Here is a 20992-nt window from a genome sequence, read left to right as displayed (position 1 = left end):
GCGTGCTTGGGTGCGTGCCTGGGTGCGTGCCTGGGTGCGTATAGATACGCTGAAAATAAACGCTCAATATAAACGCTTATTCTCCAAAGCTTCCCGCGGGACCTGGATAAACCACAACGCTTTCAACACCGTCTTTATTCACGCTGGCAACGCCAAAAAAGTAGTTGTCGATAACTACATTCTCAAGCATGGCTTCGGTCACATTGCCCACATACTTACTATATTCCCACTGCGGCGCATCAGTATGCCGCCAATATACTTTGTATCCTTTAAGCTGAGGGTTCTCTTTAGCATCTAACGCATCCCACTTTAAAAAAGTTGAAGGCTGAACGGCGCCGGCAATTTGTACGTTTGCAGGTGGGTTCGGTGCCCACGCCATTGCTGCAAGAGAAACAGCGTTTAAGCCGGTAAGCTTAGCTGCGTAGTCAAAGTTAACGCCATCTAAAGTATCACCATAGGCAATACCGTCTTCTACACGAAGGTCTTGGTGCTGGCGGGTATAGTTTTCGTTAGTTTCCATAATACGTATACCCGGATAGCCCAAGTCGTTAAACGGGCGATGGTGACCACCACGACCAAAGCGGTCCAAGCGATAAATCACCATAGTGTCTAAGTTCTCAATATACTGATCGGCAATTTTATCAATATAGCGGGCAAGGTTACGGCTTGGTGAGTCTACTTCACCACCGGTGAAACGGCGCATGCGAGCTTCATCATCTGTTTCTGTTACGCGTGTACCTTCGGCAAATAAGCGAGCGGTGGTGTTGTTGATCACACCGTTTACCCCTTCGATATTGCCAATCATGTCATTATTGAGCACGGCTTTAATTCGCCAGCCGTCTTTTTTTGCTTGGTTCGCCATAATACGTCCGCCGAAAAGCCCTTGCTCTTCACCAGATAAAGCGGCATACACGATACTGCCGTTAAACTTGTACTTTGATAATACTCGCGCTGCTTCAAGAGTACCGGCAACACCAGAAGCGTTGTCGTTGGCTCCAGGTGAATCAGAGGTGAAATCCATTACATCAGACACCCTTGAATCAATGTCGCCGGACATGATTACGTAGCGGTCTGGGTCAGTAGTACCACGCTGGATAGCAATAACGCTGACCACTTCCACTGGGTCTGGAATACGTTTCTCACCACTAATCACTTCTGATTGGTAGTACACTTCTAAGCATCCACCGCATTCGGCTGAAATTTTATCAAATTCAGATTTAATCCAGCGGCGCGCAGCGCCTATACCACGTGTATCAGACTCGGTTTTAGAAAGGGTATGGCGAGTGCCAAAATTGACCAGCTTAGTAATGTCTTTTTCAATGTTTTCAGCAGAGACATTTTTGGCAATATCGTAAAGGGATTGCTGCTGCTCGCTTTGTGCGTATGCAGTGAAAGATGCAGTGCTACTTAATAATATGGCAGAGGCCAGCAAACTATTTTTTCTCATTTTGGCGCTTATGTTAGCGAGTGCGGATAGGTTTTTTATCATTGTTCTCTCCAGTATTTATCTTTTCACCATAACCAATACGTGGCTTGGCTACAATTGGAGTAAACGATTTAAACTAGCCAACTGTCGCAAGCTTAAAACTATCTATTCTTTACTTTCTGATAAAAAGTAAAGATGATAGTATGATAAATGAACAGTTGAGAGGTGTGGAGATTAAATAACAATGGCAAAAGTTAGTATGAAACGGCAGATAACGCTACCCGCAGAGTTGTGTAGCATTGCAAATATCCGTGCGGGCGATGATGTTGAAAGCTTTGTTGATCGTCAAGGTGTTATCTCTATTGTGAAAAAACAAACTGGCGCGGCAAAAGGAATTTTGAAAAATATCACTGTTAATCACAGCTTCAGTGATGAGGCGTCGCTCCATAGCGCGTTAGAAAAATGATAGCTATAGATACGAATATCTTGCTCCGCTACCTACTTCAAGACGAGGAAATGCAAGCTAAGCAAGCAAACAAATTGATTTTGTCTTCTGAAACAGTATTGATTACAGATGTGGTATTAATTGAAACCATCTGGACGCTAAAAGGTAAGCGCTACAGCTTAAATAAAGAGAAAATTATTCAGGTTATTCATGCACTAGTTGCCGAGCCAAATATTGTGTTTGAAGATAATCAGGCTGTGTGGGCCGCACTGAAAGATTTTACCAATACTAAGCCTATAAAAGCAGGCGAAAAAACCAAGCAAGCAGATTTCCCAGATGCTCTCATTATTAATAAAGCCAAACGTCACGCGCAGCTATATACGCTAAACCTTACAAACCTGTTTACCTTTGATAAGACGGCTCAGGAGATTGAAGGTATGACTGATCCTCAATATCCATAATAAAACGCCAACGACGATTCGATGGCGATAGGTTTTAACAAGCCCTTATGTAATTGGCTTAAATAAACGCGAACGCGTCGCCAAACAAGTTCTCAACTTTTAAGCCGCGCTGAGTAAAATCGTCGCGCACGACTTTTGCCATTTCGAAGCGGCCGGCAACATATACTTGAACGTTCGCAAAGTCAGCGTGATCAGCCATTACTGCGTGATGCACCCAGCCCGTTCTGCCTTTCCACTCATCACATGCAAACTCAACAACCGGCACAAAAGTGAAGTGCTCATTTGCTTCAGCAAGCGCTGTTAGCTCATCGGCTAAATACAAATCAGCCGTGTGTTTTCCACCCCAATAAAGGGTAAGTGGTGTTTTATCACCGCTGTTAAGGTGCTCTTGCAGAATTGAGTAGGTATACGAGAAGCCTGTACCACCAGCAATAAGCACCATAGGCAGGCCATTACTTTGTAAAAAGGCATTACCATTACCCACATTTACGGTAATTTCGCCATCTGCACGCATGCGCTCTAGTACTTCGCCGGCGTAGCTGTTGCCAGGCTCTGCACCAATGTGTAATTCAATGCGGCTATTATCGAAGGCGGCATTAGCAATAGAAAATGGACGCATATCTTTTTCGCCCATTACCACCATAGCGTACTGACCCGCCTTAAACTCAACAGGGCTTTCTGGCGTTAATTCAACTTTTTGAACCACTTCGGTTAAAGGCGTGATGCTTGCAACCTTACACTTAATTTCTGACATGTATTCTCTTTAAACCTTCTTGCTAGCGTGTCGCCTTTTTATGCGCTTTAAGACAAGCGCATGCTTAATACAAAATAAATAGCACTAAAAATAGTCGCTACATAATACCAAGACTGTCCCAAATATCATCAACCCGTTTTTTAACGTCTTCGTCCATCACAATGGGTACGCCCCATTCACGGTCGGTTTCGCCCGGCATTTTATTTGTGGCGTCCATACCCATTTTCGAACCTAGCCCTGAAACCGGTGACGCAAAGTCCAAGTAATCGATAGGTGTATTCTCAATCATCACCGTATCGCGGGCTGGGTCCATACGGGTAGTGATGGCCCAGATAACATCGTTCCAGTCGCGCGCGTTAACGTCGTCATCGCACACTATCACAAATTTGGTGTACATGAACTGTCGTAAGAAAGACCACACGCCCATCATCAACCGTTTAGCGTGACCCGGGTACTGTTTCTTCATGGTAACTACCGCCATGCGATAAGAACAACCTTCTGGCGGCAAGTAAAAGTCTACTATTTCAGGGAACTGCTTTTGCAAAATTGGCACAAACACTTCGTTTAAAGCTACACCTAAAATGGCGGGCTCATCGGGTGGACGGCCCGTGTAGGTAGAATGATAAATAGGATCTTTGCGATGGGTTATATGGGTAACGGTAAACACAGGGAAGTCGTCGACTTCATTGTAATACCCCGTGTGATCGCCATAAGGGCCTTCAGGCGCAGTTTCATCCTGAGCAATATAGCCTTCAAGCACTATTTCTGCGCTGGCAGGAACTTGCAAATCGTTACTAATAGACTTAACTACTTCGGTTTTATCACCGCGCAGTAGGCCTGCAAAAGCATATTCTGAAAGTGTATCCGGTACAGGAGTAACCGCACCTAAGATTGTGGCTGGATCTGCACCAAGCGCCACAGACACAGGGTAGGGTTCGCCCGGGTGGGTTTGACACCACTCACGAAAATCAAGGGCGCCACCACGGTGTGATAGCCAGCGCATAATGAGTTTGTTTTTGCCAATAACCTGCTGTCGGTAAATACCCAAATTCTGGCGCTTTTTGTGTGGTCCTTTCGTAACGCTTAACCCCCAGGTTACCAAAGGTGCAGCGTCTCCAGGCCAGCAGCGCTGCACAGGAATTTTTGATAAGTCTACATCGTCACCGGTAAGCACCACTTCCTGACAAGGGGCTTTTTTTAACACTTTAGCAGGCATGTTCAGCACCTGTTTAAACACAGGTAACTTTTCCCAAAGATCTTTAAGCCCTTTTGGTGGCTCAGGCTCTTTTAAGTAAGCCAGTAGTTTGCCCACTTCGCGCAGCGCTTCAACAGAGTCTTGCCCCATGCCCATCGCTACGCGTTCTGGCGTACCAAATAGATTGGCCAGTACCGGCATATCGTGGTTTTTAGGGTTTTCAAACAACAGCGCAGGGCCGCCAGCACGCAAAGTCCTATCGGCAATTTCTGTCATTTCAAGGTCAGTATCAATGGGCTGGCTAATGCGCACCAACTCGCCTTTTGCTTCAAGTTGGCGAATAAAGTCGCGTAAATCTTTGTACTTCATCTGTTTGGCGTATCCACACACGTTATTTATGGCAAGAATATACCATTTTCCAACAAAGTCCGATCAGTTAGCGGTGTGAAACCAACATTAAACGTTCTACAGACAAATTAACCTTTACAGTGACGCTATTTAGGTGTGATATAGCAATATGTTATGAATTTTAACAATTACGGGCCAATAACACATGGCGTGCGTATTCTCACTTTAGCTCTTTTATTTTAGTGCTTTGCGATAACACGCTGCAGCAATGTGCGTATTAAAACCTTAATAACCCTTTTTTGCCTAAGGTGGTTACATGAGTTCATTCGATCAGGACATGCTAGACGAGTTAAATTTGCTAATGAAATTTCCTGCAGACAGTCTGCTTCAGGGGCTGAAAATCCATCACGATGCCAGTCAAAGTATGGTGAACGCGGCGTCCAGGCTGTACTCGAAAGGCTTAATTACCCAGCCTGACGGTGGATACTTAACTGATTTAGGTATTGATTTAGCCGACCATGCCCGCCATATCCAATCCGCCATGTGCCCGCGAAAAAGTAGTCATTAGCCCAAACGCTTTTTGCTATATCTTTTAACCAAGAGGCTAAAGTGGAAAATGCTTTGGCCGCTTGTGACTATTTACGTAAAGAAAAGCGTCTATTGGTTAAGTTAATCTATAATAGGTCGATAACTAAACTAAGTTTGCGTTATCAACATTTTTGCTTAGCTATGAAACGAATTATATCTACTGCTTTATTAATCTGTGCCTCCGTAGCGGGGTTTTCTGCTCATGCGCTTGAAGGTGAGACGATAGAAGAGCTTCGTGCAGTTCAGCTATACAGCCAAGACGCGCTCATCGACATGATTAACGCGAATACTCACCTAGATAAAGTGGTAGCAGACAGATGTCAGCTTGTTCAAGACATTGAAGCTCGCGCTGATGTGTTAAAAATTCCAGCCTACCAATTTTTATGGGGCGATATGCTGGCGTGGGGTGTGTGCGTAGATGCTGAACCTGCTCGTGGTATTGGTTATATGGAAGATGCAGCAAATCAAGGTTTGCCTGCGGCACTAGAGCAGCTTGGGCGTTACTATGCAAAGGGCACGCTTGTACAACAAGATAAATCTCGCGCAGTGGTGTACTTACGAGAAGCCGCGGCACTTAAAAACCTAAAAGCGCAGCTTCGTTTGGTCGAGTTGTTTTTAGACGGTCACGGCAGTCCTTACGACTATGAAGATGCGTATCACTGGCTTTACAACTCGGTGACCAATGATAAAAAGCAGCACCAGCAAATAGCGTCATACCTCGCTCGCTTAGAAAAACTTATGCATCCCAAAGCGGTGCGTGAAGCAAAGCGGCCTTTAGATAGCTAAATATTAGTGGTACATAATCGATAGCAAACGCCTAAATGATTAAGATAGATTGCGGGGGCTTAGCGCTTCCGCCAGCCAGTAAGCATAGGGCGAACTAACTGAATATTTCCCATATATTGCACAGCAAACACTGCTGCGACGTGTACTAGCACACATGCGTAAAGCACATCGGCCATAATGCTGTGTATCCATTCCAGCGTACTATTACCGAACATGGCATCTATTTCTTCCATCAGAAAACCGGTAATACCTAATCCCAGCATTAGCGTGATAACGGCCATTATCATTAGCCAGCCGAAAGGGTTGTGCCCATGGTGAGTGGGAATTTTCTTTTGTTTTACGTGCTGAATATGTTCAGCGAAGGCTTGTTGATGCAATGACACGTTAGAAAAGCTTGCGTATTCAGTGGCAACCTTTTTATTAGCTTCGAATTTGGCTGATAAAAAGCCCCAGCCAATCCTTGTTAATATAAGTGCTACTGCGATATAACCAGCTATTTCGTGATAAAGGCGACCTGGCTCCACAATAAAATAGTTGGTCACAAAGGTAGCGACAAGGCCCCAATGGCATAGGCGCACTACCCAATCCCAAATATAAATATCCGAAGGCGTATCTTTAGGTCTGTACATTACATAACTTTCTTAAGGTAAAACAAAAACGCTGCAATAGTTTGCAGCGTTTCATTAAGTTTTAAAGCAAGCGCTCTATGAGCGGTTTGCTAAAACACACCTAATGCATTTCTTTTTTAACAATGCTGCCATCAACAGGGTTAAAGTAAATTTCTACTTTGTTTTCTTCTTTGTCGAAGCCGTAGATTTCGTAACAGTTGCCACCAGTCACTTTAAACTCGTTAATTTTGTAGCCTTGCGCTAATAGCTGAGCCTGAAACGCATCTTGGTTCTGCCATTCAGCTTCAGGTGCAGTCGTACACTGCGTAGTGCCATGCTCTGCACTACAAGCACTTAATAGGGTCGCAGCGCCAATAGCCGTAGCCATCATTAATTTCTTCATTGCAGTCTCCATTTCGCTTTTTAGTTAAAAGTTATTTTTGTCCTACGTGGAATGAGTGTACTTAGTTTGCTCTATGATTCAAAGGGGCGTTTTTTATTATTCCAATTATCGCGGCGCAGACTTTTCTTATTGTCGATAAATGAAGTCATCAGGATATATCTTTAAAAATTAGCGCGGTAAAGAACAATCGTTAGCGCGAGATGTGGCTTTCTTTTTTATGAAGGGTAATCGAAAGTTCGAACCCACAGACATTCGCATATTTGAGTAGAGTCTTCCAACTAGGGTTGCTATTCTCTTTTTCCAATCGGCTAATATTACTCTTGTGTGTTTGCATTTTTTGCGCAAGCTGTTCTTGAGTTAGCCCTGCCTCTTTCCTCATAGATATCAGCTGCTCTATAAGTGTGAACTCGCTCTCTAGGCGATCATACTCCTGTTTTACATCTTCATTCTTCAATGCTTCATGCTTAAGGCTTTGTAAAGTCATGGCTAGTTAACCTCTTTTATTCTCAATCTGGCGATCTGTATTATTTCTTTCGGCGTTTTCTGAGACTTTTTCATGAATGCATATAAAATATGTATCTGTTTTACTTTTGTATAGCAGAATAGCGCCCTACCGATTCCTTCTTTTGCTTTAGCTCTGACCTCGAACAACCCATTACTCATGGATTTAGTATGAGGAGCCCCTAAGTTTGGGCCATGCTTTTCCATAAGTTCTAATAATCGTATAAACCGTGCCTGCACTTTAGGTGGCATAGCCAATATTTGCTCTTTAACGCCTCTGTGAAACTTGATCTCCCAATTCATCATTATTCCTATTGGGGTTATCATTAATGATAACTTTTGTTGTGTATTTATTCAACAAAAGTTACATAGAGCTTTACTTAATAACAACTGAGCTCTGGTACAGAGCTAACTAGGGAAAAAGAAAGGGAAGGTCGTTTGTCACAAAATTGCCTTTCATTTGTAACCTATACTTCATCGAACCGTCTCAAAAGCGCTCTACATTCTTGTGCTTCGATAATTCTAAAAGGTAAGCAATGTCGCCAATCTATCGGTGAACTGCTTATAAAAACACATAAAACACCCTATAAGCACACGAAAGGAATGATTTAATGCGCCCTCTGTATCCACGTCCCGTTTGTTCACGCTCTTTGCTTGCCACAACAATTGCGTTTGCTTTATCAAGCGCAACAATTGCACAAGAAGTAGCGCCCGACACTGAAAACGAAAATGACTATATAGAAGAGATTACGGTAACCGCTCAGATGCGAGAGCAGTCTGTAATGGATGTGCCCGTTACTATGGATGTTATAGGCAGCGAGTTTCTAGAGCGCACCAATATTATGGAGCTTGATGAGCTTTCTCGTATTTTGCCTAACGTTCAAATTCAGGAGCAGGCCGTAAGCTTACCGTCTTTTAATATTCGCGGTGTCACCGATGATGTGTCGTCAGTGTCGGCAACGCCTCGCATATCGGTATATCAAGATGGCTTTGATATTAGTAAGAAAACTGTAGCCAGTGTTGCGCTTTACGATATTGCCCGCGTAGAGGTTTTAAAAGGCCCACAGCCAACCCTATTTGGTGTGGCGGCAGCCAATGGCGCGGTAAGCATTCATTCTAATCTTCCTACCTTTGAGCAAGAGGGTAAAGTGCAGGTTGGCTATAACTCAGAACAGGGCCAAGAAGTAGAGTTTATGTATAACCAGCCTATTAATGATAATCACAGTTTTCGTATTGCAGGGCTTTACCGAGAGATGGACGGCATTGTAGAGAACAATGCGTGCAGTGCTGACTCTTACTATGGTAATGCGAATATGTACAACCACCTGGGTGAAGAGGTACCGTGCAATAGCGAAGATCTTCAGGGGGTATCGGTGCAAGCGTTACGGGCAACATGGCTAGCGAATTACGAGCAACTTGAAATCATTGCGCGTGCAGCAATGGAATACAACGACCAGCCGGGCATCGCTTTCAAATCTGGCTCTATTGCTCCAAACGGTGGAGATACTAGCCCTTTTACCGATGCTGAGTTCAGCTTGGGTGGTGAATTAGGTATTGAGCGTACGCTTCAAGCCTATGACTTAACCGTAAACTACGATTTCAATCAGATGCTTAGCCTACACGCCGATGCCTACTATAAAGATGTAGAAGTAAGCGAGGGATTTGATGCTGATGGTTCAGCGTTGCGTATTCAAGATGCTTATTTCGATAACGACGCCACGCTTCAAGGCGCATCAATGCGTTTAGTGTATGACTCGGGTGATAAGTTGGCCGCGTTTGTAGGCGCGTCTATTACTCAAGACGATTCTATTTTGCCTTACTATGTGATGGTAGACCCATTTATACGCGGTACGTTTGATACAGTAAAAGCACAGTTAGAGGCTAGTTCTAATATTCCGCTTAATCAGAATATAGCGACCAATGCATCGCTAGAGGAAATAGAAGCCCTGCGCGCAATATTGGTGTCTCAGCTATTTAATGCAGATGGTTCGCCTATTTCTAACCCTGCGCTGCCGCCTATATTGACACAAGGGCCGTTTATTTTTGAAGCTGAGTTAGACATCGCATCCTATGTTGCTGAAGTGTCTTATTACGTGACCGACAACATTAATGTAACGGCGGGTATACGCTATATCGATGAAACCCGTTATACGCGAAATACCTTTACCACCGCAGACGGTGCGTTCACTTTCGATGCCGAGCGCGACTTCAACGATACGTTGCCACGCTTTGCGGTGAGTTACGATGTGAACAACAACTGGAACTTATATGCGAACTACGCCAAAGGTCGTCGTTCACCGGTTGTGGATGCAAACGCGGGTGGCGTTAATGTGACTAAACCTGAAATAGTAGACAGTTACGATTTAGGTGTTAAGTATCAAAGCGCCAACTTCCTGTTCTCAGGTGCCATTTTTACCTACGAATATAGCGATTATCAGCAAAGCTTTACCGATGCAGAAACGTTACAGTCGATTACTGTAACGGTAGGTGATTCGACCATGTCGGGTATTGAAGGTATGGCTACCTATAATTACAGCGAAACGTTAACCCTAACAGCAAGCCTTGGTTTCCTTGATGCTGAATTTGCTGATAATACTGCTGATGGTTCTGAGTTCCAGTACGGCGGCAATAAGTTCCGCTTAGCGCCAGAGGTTAGCGGCGCGATAAACATCAATAAAGTGTTTAACATGAATAGCTTCGACATTGATGTTAACTGGCTAACCAGCTTCCAGTCTGAAGTGTTCTTTGAAAGCAGTAATTATCCTGGCCTTTCTCAGGATACTTACTCACTGACCGATGTATCGGTGAAGCTGCTTCAAGACAACAGCAAGTTTGCCTACGAGTTTTACGTAAACAACCTGTTTGATAAAGAGTTCTTAATTGATGCAGGTAATACAGGCGGCGGTTTAGGTATTCCTACCTTCGTACGAGGCATGCCTCGTATTGCCGGTGTGCGTGTTTACTACGAGTTCTAGAAGTAAAGAATAAGAGATTACCTATTCCCGTCAACATGCTCTAGCTTTGATGGGAATAGGGCGTAATTTAAATTATATGGGTTATAAGAAGGACTATTAGAGACTCTGTTTTTAGTTGGTGCAATTTAACTATAATGTCTTGCACTCTGTCTTTGTTGATGGAAAGCAAAAGAAGACATTTAATGCTAGTGCAGTTACAATAAAGATTCTCAAAGAACCTCGGAGAATCTGTGTGCCTTTAAAAGCTACCTCAGTAAGATTAGATGACGAAACACTTGCACGTGTAGGCGAAATGGCTAAAGCGATGGACAGGCCTAGGGCGTGGCTGATGGCCGAAGCTATCAAGCAGTATGTCGCTCGCGAAGAATGGTTTATCCGAGAGGTGGAAAAAGGAGTGAAGTCCGCTGATGAGGGACGTTTGACCGACCATACTGATGTCAAAGCTAAGTGGGAGGCTAAGCGTGCAGCTCAAATGGACTGATCTTGCAGGTACCGATTTAGAGAAAATTGAAGCTCATATTGCTCAAGAAAATAGCCCCTCTGTAGCTATTGACGTTGTCATGAACATTATTGATAGTTCGCACCTAGTCTTATCAGAACATCCTAGAGCAGGCCGTCATGGCCGATTGAAGAATACGCGTGAACTTGTAATTAATGGCCTGCCGTTTATCGTTATATATCGAGAAAACATCACTACAAATTGCATCGAAATACTACGTGTTCTTCATGATGCTCAGCAATGGCCCAACGCAGATTAAAAACAAACTATTTGTGGAAAGCACTAAGCTCGTTGTCAGACTTGTAAGGTAGCGTTTGTAGCCTTTAACTGCATAAATAACGTGCATAGGCTCAAGCCTATACACGTTTATAAACTTGTAGAACGCTATGCCTTAATCTCATAGCTATGCGTGTTAACTACTTTTCCAGCTTTGGTTAAAATTGCATCCACATAGTGCCACGTGGCTTTTGCGCTGTCTTCGCTGACGGTCAATGTCATAAAGCCGCGCTGGTGAAGATTACAGTACTGCAAATCTTCAATTAGAAGCGGAAGATCGTCGGCAAGCGTTTCTGCCATTTCATCATTCATGCTTAGATAATGTTCCATACCAGGTGATGTTACGCCTGGTGTAGCAAGTTCAACCCCCACTTCTGTGCCATCTTTAAGAGTCAATTTGTTGTGCCATGCGTTATGTGTATCACCTGCAAGGGCAATAACTGGCTTGCCGATAGATTTAAGCTGCATCAGAACCTGTTCCCGTTCAATAGGGTAGCCGTCCCATGCGTCTAAGTTGTAAGGCATTACGGTATTGATAAGCGCAAGCTCTTGCTCACTAAGTGCGCCACCTTGCTTTTGTTTGCGTTTGATATTCGCGAGCCTATGTACATGAGCAGGAATTTCTTTTCGTTCAACGCCGTTAAATATCGATACGGGGAAAAGCATGCGGCCTATTAATAGCTGTTGGCCTAACACCTGCCATTTAGCCTGACTTTGCTGCATAGATGAATGTAGCCAGTTACGTTGGGTTTCACCTAAAAGCCCACGACTAGGGTTACTGATATCTTTCATAAAGCCAGCTTGGTCAAACGCTTTTGTTTCAGCATCGCGATAGTCGCCGTACTCAAGCTGTTTGTCGCGAGCAAGTACGCGGGTATCGAGCATATATAGGTCAAGAAGCTTACCAAAAGTAAACTGGCGATAAATTTCTAAACGCTCTGTGCCAAAGGGCGGGCGTATAGGTAGCCACTCATAATAAGCTTGCACGGCCGCAGCGCGGCGCTCATAAAAATCACCTTCATCGGCTTGATGATTTTCAGCACCGTCTTTATAGGTGTCGTTAGTAATTTCATGATCATCCCACACGACGATAAATGGCTTATTTTGATGCAACGACAGCAAACCTTCGTCCGTGCGGTATAGCGCATAGCGATTGCGATAGTCGGTCAGCGTATAAAGCTCGGTATCGTTATCAGGCGCATAGGTTCGGCCAATCTCTTTTGCGTGCTCAGTTGCGTATCCCTTTCCATCGTACTCATAAATGTAGTCACCAAGGTGCAATACATAATCGATGTTGTCGTTTTTCGCTGCCTCCATGTATGGCGTGAAAAAGCCAGCAGGGTAGTTAGAACAGGAAAATATGCCGAACGTAACGTCAGTCACATCGGCTTCAGGCAGTGTGCGGGTTTCGCCTACCGGGCTTGTATTATCAGCGCTTTTAAAACGGTAAAAATAGCGGCGAGCGGGACTAAGGCCTGTTACGTCTACCTTTACGGTAAAATCATGGGTTGCTTTCGCTTCAACAATGCCGCTGCTTACTATGTCAGTAAAGTCGGCATCGCTCGCCATTTCCCACAAAATATCGGCTTTGGCTAAACCCGAGCCTGAATCTGCACCTGTACCAGAATCTGGCACGGCGCGCGTCCAAATAATAACGGCGTCTTTTAAGGGGTCTCCACTAGCCACACCATGAGTAAAGGTAGCGCTTGTTTGCGGTTGGCTATTTGCTGAAGTGCTAACGGTACAGCCCGCTAGCCCGGTAGACACTGCCACGCTCGCACCTGCGAATGACGACAGCTTTATAAACGTTCTTCTATCCATATGCCTGCTCTTTATAAGTTTGTAAGGTAACTGGTGATGTCATTGTTTTGTTGAACGCTCATGCAACAAAAACGAAAACCCATGTTTATACTTAGTGTTTATGACATAGAGATGTCAGGCTGTGATGAAACTAGAACAGGACTTTAGATCGAAGTTGCTGCATTGATAACTGGGTAAAATGTGTACATGTTTTTGAGAAAAAATTACCTCTATGGTAATCTTAATTGGAGTTCCATTGGCAATAATAAGTTTTGTCCACGATAAGCTCCTTACAATGTGGCAGAGTGATGATGATGAATGGCTTCCTGTAGCATATCGTCACAAGGTTTGGGACGCGCTATTTGACTTAGATGCTGCATCACAAGTTTCAGATTTGATAGATATTGGTGCCATAAAAGCTGAAGGAAGCGGTCTTTGGTATGTAACGGTGACAGTTAATAACGTAGAACCGTGTGGAGCGGTAACATGTTTTTTTAATGATGGCGATTGTTTCAACCTTGATTACAGAGAATACAACCCATGAAACACAGTATGCACATAGGTATTGAATACAATAGTGACCGGGGCAAAGCACTATTCGATACTGGAGAGCGAGTATCAAGACCTGAACATCTAAAAAGGCCTCATCCAGGTGAAGTGTTTAAACGCAGGTGCATGTCAAAGTCATCGCTGAAGCAAAATGAGATTGCACAGTGTTTAAATATCTCAACAAAACATTTATCAAGGTTTATTAACGGGCATTCGAATTTAACCATTGAGTTTGCTCGTAAGCTTGAAGCTGTGAGCGGTATTAGTGCCCAAGCCTGGATGCATTATCAGGTTGCATACGACCTATATAAAACCGCAAACAGCAAACCCGACCTAAAGTCAATCTACTAGCAAGTATCTCAGTCTACAAAATTATTGCTGTAAATTTCATATGTGCTGACTTAGCAATAGATTTTCTATTCTTCGCTACTGAAAAAACGCTATTCAAAGTGGTAGACCCCCGCTCGTAGCAAAATAGTCTGCTAAACGTCGTAAGCCTAATAACGCACAATCTTTTACTGCAAATACTGTTATACTGTGCAGCAAATAACCACATGAACCAAAAATGGTTTATGTGTCTAAAAAATATATTTCAATGTTTTCCATAGTGCTTTGAAGAACTAAGCCTCCAACGAAGATATTGTGAACAAAGTAATTAAAGGTAATTTAAAAATACATGAGTGATGATCCGCATTATCAGCGCGAGAAAGAAAAGTACGAAAATCCGGTAGCCAGCCGCGAATATTTAATGAGTTTATTAAAAGAACACGACAAGCCATTGTCGTTTCTTGATATCTGTAACTTGGTGAACGCCTTTGACGAAGAAGCGCGAATTGGTATTCAGCGCCGACTGCGTGCCATGGAGCGCGAAGGGCAGGTGCAATTCACTAAGCAGAAAAAGTACATACTTCAAAACCGTGATGAACTCATTAAAGGCAGAATTATTGGTCACAGAGATGGTTACGGCTTCTTGCGTCCTGAAGATAAAAGCGGTGACTTATTTATTAGCGCAGGGCAAATGAATTTGTTCCTCCACGATGACGTGGTAGAAGCGCGTATTAGCGGTACCGACCGTCGCGGCAGAAAAGAAGCGTTTGTAACGCAAGTCATAGAGCCGCGCAGCGAGCCTATTGTTGGTCGTTATTTTGTTGAGCAGGGCTTTGGCATGGTAGTGCCAGACGACAGCCGTTTGCAGCACGAAATTGTAATTCCTCCAGAAAGCACCAACGGTGCCCGCATGGGGCAGGTGGTAGTGGTAGAACTTACTCAGCGCCCACGCCGTAAAATGAGCCCGGTGGGTAAAATCGTTGAAGTACTTGGCGAGCATATGGCGCCAGGTATGGAAATAGAAATGGCGCTTCGCACGTTTGATATACCACACCAGTGGCCAAAAGGCGTGACTAAACAGGTGGAAAAACTTACCGATCAGGTGCCCGATGATGCCAAAGAAGGTCGTATTGATTTACGCCAGCTTCCCCTTGTTACCATAGATGGCGAAGATGCCCGCGACTTTGACGATGCAGTATACTGCGAGCCACTAGATAATGGCGGCTGGCAATTATGGGTAGCCATAGCCGATGTAAGTCATTATGTAAGAACAGGCTCAGCGCTTGATGATGAAGCGCAGCAGCGCGGTAACTCAGTGTATTTCCCTGACCAAGTTATTCCAATGCTACCAGAGGTACTGTCTAACGGTTTGTGTTCACTAAACCCTGAAGTAGACCGACTTTGCATGGTGTGCGAAATGACCATCAGCGCGAATGGTAAGCTGGAAGAATTCCAGTTTTACGAAGCGGTAATGAATTCACATGCCCGGTTAACTTACACCAAAGTGTGGAATATTCTTCAAGGAGACAAAGAGCTTCATCAGCGTTACGAGACTCATGTACCTCATCTTCGCAATTTGCACGACCTTTATCGCGCGCTTAAAAAAGCCCGAGCCAAACGCGGGGCCATTGAGTTTGAAACTCAAGAAGTGAAGTTCGTTTTCAACGCCCAGCGCAAAATTGAAAATATCGTGCCGTTGGTGCGTAACGATGCGCATAAGCTTATTGAAGAATGCATGATCATGGCAAACGTGAGTGCTGCTTTAATGTTAGAAAAGCACGAAGCGCCAGCCTTGTACCGAGTGCACGACAAGCCAGATGCAGACAGACTTACCGCTTTTACCAGCTACTTAAGTGAAATTGGTATCCCTCATGCCATTGTAGAAGATGCTGAGCCAGCCGCGTTTACCGATGTGGTGCTTAAAACCCGTGGTCGAGTAGACGAAGAGCTTATTCAAACTATGCTGCTGCGCTCAATGAAGCAAGCGGTTTACGATGGCGAAAACGTAGGGCATTTTGGCTTGGCGTTAGAAGCTTACGCACACTTTACATCACCTATTCGTCGTTACCCTGATTTAGTGGTACACCGCGCGCTCAAAGGCATTATTGCTAAACAGCAGGGTAAAAAAGCGGTAAGCGGAGCTAAAAACTACACTGTTGATGAAATTGAGCAGCTTGGTGAACAGTGTTCAATGACAGAACGACGCGCTGATGATGCTACCCGCGACGTGGCCGACTGGCTTAAATGCGAATTCATGCTTGATCACGTAGGTGACACTTTTGAAGGTGTGGTGAGCTCGGTCACAAACTTTGGCTTATTTGTTCGTCTTACCGAATACCATATCGACGGCTTAGTGCATATAACCTCACTAGATGACGACTATTATCACTATGATGATGTGAAACAAGCGTTGGTAGGTGAGTCGGGCCATCGTCAGTTCAGACTGGGCGACACAGTCGAGGTAACTGTTGCGGCAGTAAACCTTGATGAAAGAAAGATTGATTTATTACTCGATAAGTCTATGCTGCGCAGCACTAAAGGCAAGAAGGTAAAAGTGAAGACAGCTAAAAAGTCTTCAGACAAACCTACTCGCTTTGATAACAAGCCCCGCTCTGGTAAAGACTCCCGTTCTGATAATAAAGGGAGAAAAGGTAAAGGCGGCTCAAGCTCGTCTAGTCGAAGCGGTGGAAAATCGTCAAGTCGCGGCAGCGCAAAAGGCGGTAGCAGCGGCAAAACACTGTCATTGAATAAAAGAGGTAAGCGTTAAATGGCGCAGCAAGAATGGTTATACGGTTTACATGCCATGCAGTCGGTACTTGAAAAAGAGCCCGAGCGTGTAATGGAAGTGTGGGTTTTAAAAGGGCGTAACGATGAACGCTTGACCAACATTGTTAACCAGGCGCGCCGTTTCGGAATTTCAGTTCAGTTCAGCCAGCGTAAAGCGCTAGATGACAAAGTAAACGGCGAACAACACCAAGGCGTGGTAGCAAGAGCGAAACCAGCCCGCGTGCTAGATGAAGCTGACTTAGACAAAATTTTAGAAAGCGAAGCGCAGCCTTTAATCTTGGTACTAGACGGTGTTACCGACCCGCATAATCTAGGTGCGTGCCTGCGTACTGCAGATGGAGCAGGGGTGCACGCGGTAGTAGTACCGAAAGATAAATCAGCAAGCTTAAACGGCACAGTCAGAAAGGTGGCCTGCGGCGCAGCTGAAGTGATGCCGCTAATTCAAATTACAAACCTTGCCAGAACCTTGAAGCACCTTCAAGACAAAGGGCTCTGGATTGTGGGAACTGCCGGTGAAACCGATAAAACCCTTTATGATGTTGACCTGAAAGGCCCAACTGCATTAGTAATGGGGGCTGAAGGTAAGGGCATGCGTAGGCTTACCAAAGAAACGTGCGATGAGTTGGTGAAGCTCCCTATGGCTGGCAGTGTAACAAGTTTAAACGTGTCGGTAGCTACAGGTGTATGCCTGTACGAAATAGTGAGACAGCGTGGATTGTAATGCTCCCTAAGCGTTTGAACGCGACGCGAGAGCGTCCAAAACAAGAAATGTTAAAGGCACGCAGAAAGATTGTTGCGCGCCTTTTTTCTTTTTAGAGTATTTACTTAATCTATGCAAACTGTGCTTGGTTGTCTGAAATAGCACTTTTGGTTGCGTCAACCGTTGCATATGGTTGCCAAGCAATAAGTTAGTAGCAATCCGTTGCTATCACGAGTATTTATATTAAAAAATAGGGTTGTTTAGTAGTTCTGTCGCTTTTTCTTGAGCTCTAAGCCAAGCGACGGTTTTCTTGCATCGCCATGACACGGCTTCTTCAATTAACGGCAGTAGCTGGGTTAATGTAGGCTGATTAAAAATAGGCTCATGGTGAGCAATTCTATTGCGTTGCTTCCTGATTATGTCGCAACCGTTTTTCAGTGTGTTTCGAATGGTAGATACTGTATTTTCCGTTGAGTTGGGAAAGACTTGTTCGATAAAAGGCTTCCAAATACGCCCCTCATGTCTTTTTGCCAGCATGTTTTCATACCAACTCAGTTTTAGCTCTGGCAAAAGTTTACCTACACCTTGATAATCTTGAGTTAGTCGTACTAAGTCTTGCTTGTCTTTGTAGGGCAATGAATTTTGGAATACGACGTTTGTTGGCCAGTCTTCGCCGTAGCGCATTGATATAGCCTCAGAAACCGCATTCCTTAAAACGACTTCATATATGTGAAGCGGGAAGAACATCACGGAAGAAAGCTGTGCGTTCCATTCGTAGAGCTTAAGAGTTGTCGCAGTGCAGTCATTTCCTATTTTTTTACTACCGCATTTCTAAACGTTGTTAATCGGCTCAGAGACAACGTATTTTCAATAGATTGGTACGGCACAAATCATTCCCTTTAATTAACCATTTGACAATTGGTGTTCGATTACTTACGCTCTCAAGCGAGAGCTTTGGATATCCCTGTTTAAGCAGCCCACCAAAGACATAAGACTCGAACGAGCCTACGCTTATAGCGTGGGCTTTTTCATTTATAAATTAGCATATTATCTTTTAAGTAGTGATCTTTTTTACACCGCCATTGCATTGCCGCTGGGTGATAAGTATCTAAACCTTATGCCCGAGCGCACAACAACTTCCTGGCTCGTCAACGCCAAACTAAATAATATAGTTACTAACCAGTCTTGAAATATTGCATTGCTTAATGGCTCAGCCAATTAAAGAAAACCAGACGAAGAAATCTACAAATCACTACTGAATTCGTTTAATAAGAAAAGCTAAACAGGTAATTAATATTTTGTTACATCTCAAATTGTAATTTAAATGTTAACCATAGTTTTTTATTCCTACCATGAATCTGCTCGTAATACACATTTGGCGCGCTCTTCATAAGTTGTGTTGTTTTTTTGTGCATTTTTAAAGGTATTAAAAATGCTCACCAGGGTTAAGGCAACATACTCAACTGTTTGATTAGCCGCCTAATATGAGCTCTATAGCTAGCCTGCCTACCGCGGGTTAGCTATTAACCTGACAAACGGGTAGGTCGTTGCAACGCTGTTGCGTCGGTTGTCATGGATGAGCTTTTCGTATGAGGTAATGGTTATACCTGTATGTCATTTAATAACAAATAGCTTCAAAAGCACGGGTTAAAACAGTGCTGAAGTTAATAAGACAGATACAACAGGAAATAAATTTTGAACTCAAAATTAAATAAGAAACACACATGTCTAACAGCAGCTGCACTAGCTGTATCATTTGGTTTAATGACTAATTCTGCAATGGCAGCAGGCGAAGGCCTGGTAAAAGTTAAAGAAAAACCGCAAACCTTAAAACAAGCACTAGGCAAAAAACTCACTGTTGACCGCCTTGTAACGGTGGATCAAGAGCGCTATATCATTAAGTTTAAAGACGAAATGATAAGTGAAACTGTAGAGGTCACCAGTTCAAGCGATACGCTTACCAGCAGCAAAGCCAAATCTAAGGTTAAGTCTAAACTGAAAAACAAGAAGCCTTTCAGCATTGCTTCAGCTAAATCTGAAGTTAGAAAAGCCGGTGGTTCAATTAAGAAAGAGCTTAAGAAGCATAAAATGGTGGCGGCTACTATGAGTAAGTCTGCACTAAACAAGCTTCGCAAAAACCCTAATGTAGAAAGTATTGAAGTAGATGTTCGCCGTAAGCCCATGGCACAAACTACGCCTTACGGCTACACCATGGTACAAGCAAATCAGTTTGGTCAGTCAGATACTACAGCTCGCAAGGTATGTATCATTGATACGGGTTATAACCTAGGTCACCCAGATTTGCCTGGAACCAACGATGGTGTTACGGGTCAAGCAAACAATAGTGCTGTTGGTAACTGGTATAACGACGGAAATGGTCATGGTACTCACGTCGCCGGTACAATTGCGGCCTACGACAACAATGAAGGTGTTGTTGGCGTTTACCCTGGCGTGGATATGCATATTGTTAAAATCTTTAACGATAATGGCCAATGGACTTATGCATCTGACCTAATTGATGCGATTACTCAGTGTCAAGACGCGGGCTCAAACGTAGTTAACATGAGCTTAGGTGGCGGCAGTTCATCTACTACCGAACGAAATGCTATGCAGAGCTTTACTGATGCCGGCATGTTATTGGTCGCTGCTGCAGGTAACGATGGTAATAGCGCGAAGTCTTACCCAGCTTCTTACGATGAAGTAATGTCGGTTGCAGCGGTAGACTCAAACGAAAACCGCGCAAGCTACAGCCAGTATAACGACCAAGTTGAAATTGCTGCGCCAGGAAGTGCCGTGCAATCTACTTACCCAACTAATACCTACGCATCTTTAAGCGGCACATCAATGGCTACGCCACACGTGGCAGGTGGTGCTGCATTGGTGTGGAGCTACTTCCCGCAGTGTTCAAATAATCAAATACGTAATGCGCTAAATGCAACAGCCGAAGACAAAGGCAGTGCTGGACGCGATAACTTTTATGGCTATGGTTTGATGCAGTTAGCTGATGCGTATAACTACTTGAACACCAATGGCTGTGATGGAAGCGGCACGGGTGGTGGTGGCGGCTCTGAGCCTGGCGTAGAGCCAGTATCAGGTCAACTAACAGGCCTTTCAGGTACTCGCAGAAACTGGGATCGCTACACTTGGACTATTCCAGAAGGTGTAACGCAAATGACCATTCGTACCTCTGGTGGCTCAGGCGATGCTGATCTTTATGTGAAGTTTGGCTCACAACCGGAAACCAATAGCTACGATTGCCGCCCTTATCAAAACGGTAACAGCGAAGTATGTACATTCGATGCACCAGCATCGGGTACTTGGCACATAGGTATCCGCGCATACTCATCATATAGCGGTGTGACGCTGTCCTATTCTTATGAATAATTAACGCCATAACCAAACGATACTTTCAAAGCCTGCACTTGCAGGCTTTTTTATTTCTTTTCTACCTGCATTTTATCAATACATTCCTCGTCAAGATAGCTTCTACAAACGTTCCCAGCGGTTACGAACTGTCAAGTTATACAAAGAAAAGTCAGCTTTGCAAAGATAGCGTAAAGCTCT

The 20992-nt window shown here is 44.1% G+C and carries 21 protein-coding genes; 12 read left to right on the top strand and 9 right to left on the bottom strand.

The window, feature by feature from the left end; genetic code table 11:
• Positions 1 to 76: 76 nt before the first annotated feature.
• Positions 77 to 1489 (bottom strand): M28 family metallopeptidase, encoded by a 1413-nt coding sequence (locus tag ACYTPF_RS17010; RefSeq protein ID WP_461853043.1) that lies wholly within the window; start codon positions 1487 to 1489, stop codon positions 77 to 79.
• Between the two features lie 181 nt (positions 1490 to 1670).
• Here ACYTPF_RS17010 and ACYTPF_RS17005 point away from each other — a divergent pair, with 181 nt between their 5' ends.
• Together ACYTPF_RS17005 and ACYTPF_RS17000 are read left to right on the top strand one after the other, a co-directional pair.
• Positions 1671 to 1892: an AbrB/MazE/SpoVT family DNA-binding domain-containing protein gene (locus ACYTPF_RS17005; RefSeq protein ID WP_461853042.1), complete on the top strand. Its 222-nt coding sequence runs from the start codon at positions 1671 to 1673 to the stop codon at positions 1890 to 1892.
• Positions 1889 to 2332, top strand: a complete 444-nt coding sequence (locus ACYTPF_RS17000) for a PIN domain-containing protein (RefSeq protein WP_461853041.1) — start codon at positions 1889 to 1891, stop codon at positions 2330 to 2332. The genes ACYTPF_RS17005 and ACYTPF_RS17000 overlap by 4 nt, the downstream gene beginning before the upstream one ends.
• Before the next feature lie 58 nt (positions 2333 to 2390).
• On the opposite strand, the gene fre is transcribed toward ACYTPF_RS17000, so the two are convergent.
• On the bottom strand, positions 2391 to 3086 hold the full coding sequence (gene fre, locus ACYTPF_RS16995) for an NAD(P)H-flavin reductase (RefSeq protein WP_461853040.1): 696 nt from the start codon (positions 3084 to 3086) through the stop codon (positions 2391 to 2393).
• 97 nt (positions 3087 to 3183) lie between these two features.
• Positions 3184 to 4650: a 4-hydroxy-3-polyprenylbenzoate decarboxylase gene (gene ubiD, locus ACYTPF_RS16990; protein ID WP_461853039.1), complete on the bottom strand. Its 1467-nt coding sequence runs from the start codon at positions 4648 to 4650 to the stop codon at positions 3184 to 3186.
• Positions 4651 to 4945: 295 nt separating this feature from the next.
• Here ubiD and ACYTPF_RS16985 point away from each other — a divergent pair, with 295 nt between their 5' ends.
• Together ACYTPF_RS16985 and ACYTPF_RS16980 are read left to right on the top strand one after the other, a co-directional pair.
• Entirely contained in the window at positions 4946 to 5197 is a 252-nt protein-coding gene (locus tag ACYTPF_RS16985; RefSeq protein ID WP_179984728.1) for a TIGR02647 family protein, read from the top strand.
• Between the two features lie 161 nt (positions 5198 to 5358).
• A complete protein-coding gene (locus ACYTPF_RS16980) occupies positions 5359 to 6003 on the top strand; it encodes a tetratricopeptide repeat protein (protein ID WP_461853038.1) in 645 nt (214 codons plus the stop codon).
• Between the two features lie 59 nt (positions 6004 to 6062).
• On the opposite strand, the gene ACYTPF_RS16975 is transcribed toward ACYTPF_RS16980, so the two are convergent.
• The 4 genes from ACYTPF_RS16975 to ACYTPF_RS16960 form a co-directional block, all read right to left on the bottom strand.
• Positions 6063 to 6632, bottom strand: coding sequence for a cytochrome b/b6 domain-containing protein (locus ACYTPF_RS16975; protein WP_461853037.1), 570 nt, complete (start codon positions 6630 to 6632; stop codon positions 6063 to 6065).
• 100 nt (positions 6633 to 6732) lie between these two features.
• Entirely contained in the window at positions 6733 to 7014 is a 282-nt protein-coding gene (locus ACYTPF_RS16970) for a PepSY domain-containing protein (RefSeq protein ID WP_014950922.1), read from the bottom strand.
• Positions 7015 to 7204: 190 nt separating this feature from the next.
• On the bottom strand, positions 7205 to 7498 hold the full coding sequence (locus tag ACYTPF_RS16965; RefSeq protein ID WP_461853036.1) for a helix-turn-helix domain-containing protein: 294 nt from the start codon (positions 7496 to 7498) through the stop codon (positions 7205 to 7207).
• Positions 7499 to 7500: 2 nt separating this feature from the next.
• Positions 7501 to 7818 (bottom strand): type II toxin-antitoxin system RelE/ParE family toxin, encoded by a 318-nt coding sequence (locus ACYTPF_RS16960; RefSeq protein WP_461853035.1) that lies wholly within the window; start codon positions 7816 to 7818, stop codon positions 7501 to 7503.
• Positions 7819 to 8126: 308 nt separating this feature from the next.
• Between ACYTPF_RS16960 and ACYTPF_RS16955 the strand changes: the two genes are divergently transcribed.
• The 3 genes from ACYTPF_RS16955 (at position 8127) to ACYTPF_RS16945 (ending at position 11248) form a co-directional block, all read left to right on the top strand.
• Positions 8127 to 10490 carry a TonB-dependent receptor gene (locus tag ACYTPF_RS16955; RefSeq protein WP_461853034.1) on the top strand — a complete coding sequence of 788 codons (2364 nt, stop codon included), beginning with the start codon at positions 8127 to 8129 and terminating at the stop codon, positions 10488 to 10490.
• 232 nt (positions 10491 to 10722) lie between these two features.
• Positions 10723 to 10971: a CopG family ribbon-helix-helix protein gene (locus tag ACYTPF_RS16950; protein WP_044583914.1), complete on the top strand. Its 249-nt coding sequence runs from the start codon at positions 10723 to 10725 to the stop codon at positions 10969 to 10971.
• Positions 10952 to 11248, top strand: a complete 297-nt coding sequence (locus tag ACYTPF_RS16945; RefSeq protein ID WP_014950919.1) for a type II toxin-antitoxin system RelE/ParE family toxin — start codon at positions 10952 to 10954, stop codon at positions 11246 to 11248. The genes ACYTPF_RS16950 and ACYTPF_RS16945 overlap by 20 nt, the downstream gene beginning before the upstream one ends.
• Positions 11249 to 11373: 125 nt before the next feature.
• On the opposite strand, the gene ACYTPF_RS16940 is transcribed toward ACYTPF_RS16945, so the two are convergent.
• Positions 11374 to 13086 carry an alkaline phosphatase D family protein gene (locus tag ACYTPF_RS16940; RefSeq protein WP_461853033.1) on the bottom strand — a complete coding sequence of 571 codons (1713 nt, stop codon included), beginning with the start codon at positions 13084 to 13086 and terminating at the stop codon, positions 11374 to 11376.
• Positions 13087 to 13321: 235 nt separating this feature from the next.
• Between ACYTPF_RS16940 and ACYTPF_RS16935 the strand changes: the two genes are divergently transcribed.
• The 4 genes from ACYTPF_RS16935 (at position 13322) to rlmB (ending at position 17449) form a co-directional block, all read left to right on the top strand.
• Positions 13322 to 13609, top strand: a complete 288-nt coding sequence (locus ACYTPF_RS16935) for a hypothetical protein (RefSeq protein WP_461853032.1) — start codon at positions 13322 to 13324, stop codon at positions 13607 to 13609.
• Positions 13606 to 13965: a HigA family addiction module antitoxin gene (locus ACYTPF_RS16930; protein WP_461853031.1), complete on the top strand. Its 360-nt coding sequence runs from the start codon at positions 13606 to 13608 to the stop codon at positions 13963 to 13965. The genes ACYTPF_RS16935 and ACYTPF_RS16930 overlap by 4 nt, the downstream gene beginning before the upstream one ends.
• Before the next feature lie 325 nt (positions 13966 to 14290).
• Positions 14291 to 16708 carry a ribonuclease R gene (gene rnr / locus ACYTPF_RS16925; protein ID WP_461853030.1) on the top strand — a complete coding sequence of 806 codons (2418 nt, stop codon included), beginning with the start codon at positions 14291 to 14293 and terminating at the stop codon, positions 16706 to 16708.
• Entirely contained in the window at positions 16709 to 17449 is a 741-nt protein-coding gene (rlmB, locus tag ACYTPF_RS16920; protein ID WP_461853029.1) for a 23S rRNA (guanosine(2251)-2'-O)-methyltransferase RlmB, read from the top strand.
• Positions 17450 to 17671: 222 nt separating this feature from the next.
• Here the strand turns inward: rlmB and ACYTPF_RS16915 are convergent, their stop codons facing one another.
• A complete protein-coding gene (locus ACYTPF_RS16915) occupies positions 17672 to 18112 on the bottom strand; it encodes a hypothetical protein (protein WP_461853028.1) in 441 nt (146 codons plus the stop codon).
• A gap of 1011 nt (positions 18113 to 19123) precedes the next feature.
• On the opposite strand from ACYTPF_RS16915, the gene ACYTPF_RS16910 reads away from it, so the two are divergent.
• Positions 19124 to 20812: a S8 family serine peptidase gene (locus ACYTPF_RS16910; protein ID WP_461853027.1), complete on the top strand. Its 1689-nt coding sequence runs from the start codon at positions 19124 to 19126 to the stop codon at positions 20810 to 20812.
• The last annotated feature ends 180 nt before the right edge of the window (positions 20813 to 20992 follow it).

The sequence above is a fragment of the Alteromonas sp. HB246098 genome, from assembly GCF_054890645.1.
The sequence above is the reverse complement of the archived record's forward strand: the minus strand, read 5'-3'. Positions and strand labels throughout refer to the sequence as shown.

What these genes read in the sequence shown, in the direction of transcription:
- ACYTPF_RS16965 (WP_461853036.1), bottom strand. Translation starts at nt 7,498, where the DNA reads ATGACTTTACAAAGCCTTAAGCATGAAGCATTGAAGAATGAAGATGTA.
- ACYTPF_RS17000 (WP_461853041.1), top strand. Translation starts at nt 1,889, where the DNA reads ATGATAGCTATAGATACGAATATCTTGCTCCGCTACCTACTTCAAGAC.
- rlmB (WP_461853029.1), top strand. Translation starts at nt 16,709, where the DNA reads ATGGCGCAGCAAGAATGGTTATACGGTTTACATGCCATGCAGTCGGTA.
- rnr (WP_461853030.1), top strand. Translation starts at nt 14,291, where the DNA reads ATGAGTGATGATCCGCATTATCAGCGCGAGAAAGAAAAGTACGAAAAT.
- ACYTPF_RS16930 (WP_461853031.1), top strand. Translation starts at nt 13,606, where the DNA reads ATGAAACACAGTATGCACATAGGTATTGAATACAATAGTGACCGGGGC.
- ubiD (WP_461853039.1), bottom strand. Translation starts at nt 4,650, where the DNA reads ATGAAGTACAAAGATTTACGCGACTTTATTCGCCAACTTGAAGCAAAA.
- ACYTPF_RS16975 (WP_461853037.1), bottom strand. Translation starts at nt 6,632, where the DNA reads ATGTACAGACCTAAAGATACGCCTTCGGATATTTATATTTGGGATTGG.
- ACYTPF_RS16915 (WP_461853028.1), bottom strand. Translation starts at nt 18,112, where the DNA reads ATGCGCTACGGCGAAGACTGGCCAACAAACGTCGTATTCCAAAATTCA.
- ACYTPF_RS16970 (WP_014950922.1), bottom strand. Translation starts at nt 7,014, where the DNA reads ATGAAGAAATTAATGATGGCTACGGCTATTGGCGCTGCGACCCTATTA.
- ACYTPF_RS16955 (WP_461853034.1), top strand. Translation starts at nt 8,127, where the DNA reads ATGCGCCCTCTGTATCCACGTCCCGTTTGTTCACGCTCTTTGCTTGCC.
- ACYTPF_RS16940 (WP_461853033.1), bottom strand. Translation starts at nt 13,086, where the DNA reads ATGGATAGAAGAACGTTTATAAAGCTGTCGTCATTCGCAGGTGCGAGC.
- ACYTPF_RS16980 (WP_461853038.1), top strand. Translation starts at nt 5,359, where the DNA reads ATGAAACGAATTATATCTACTGCTTTATTAATCTGTGCCTCCGTAGCG.
- ACYTPF_RS16960 (WP_461853035.1), bottom strand. Translation starts at nt 7,818, where the DNA reads ATGAATTGGGAGATCAAGTTTCACAGAGGCGTTAAAGAGCAAATATTG.
- ACYTPF_RS16985 (WP_179984728.1), top strand. Translation starts at nt 4,946, where the DNA reads ATGAGTTCATTCGATCAGGACATGCTAGACGAGTTAAATTTGCTAATG.
- fre (WP_461853040.1), bottom strand. Translation starts at nt 3,086, where the DNA reads ATGTCAGAAATTAAGTGTAAGGTTGCAAGCATCACGCCTTTAACCGAA.
- ACYTPF_RS17010 (WP_461853043.1), bottom strand. Translation starts at nt 1,489, where the DNA reads ATGATAAAAAACCTATCCGCACTCGCTAACATAAGCGCCAAAATGAGA.
- ACYTPF_RS17005 (WP_461853042.1), top strand. Translation starts at nt 1,671, where the DNA reads ATGGCAAAAGTTAGTATGAAACGGCAGATAACGCTACCCGCAGAGTTG.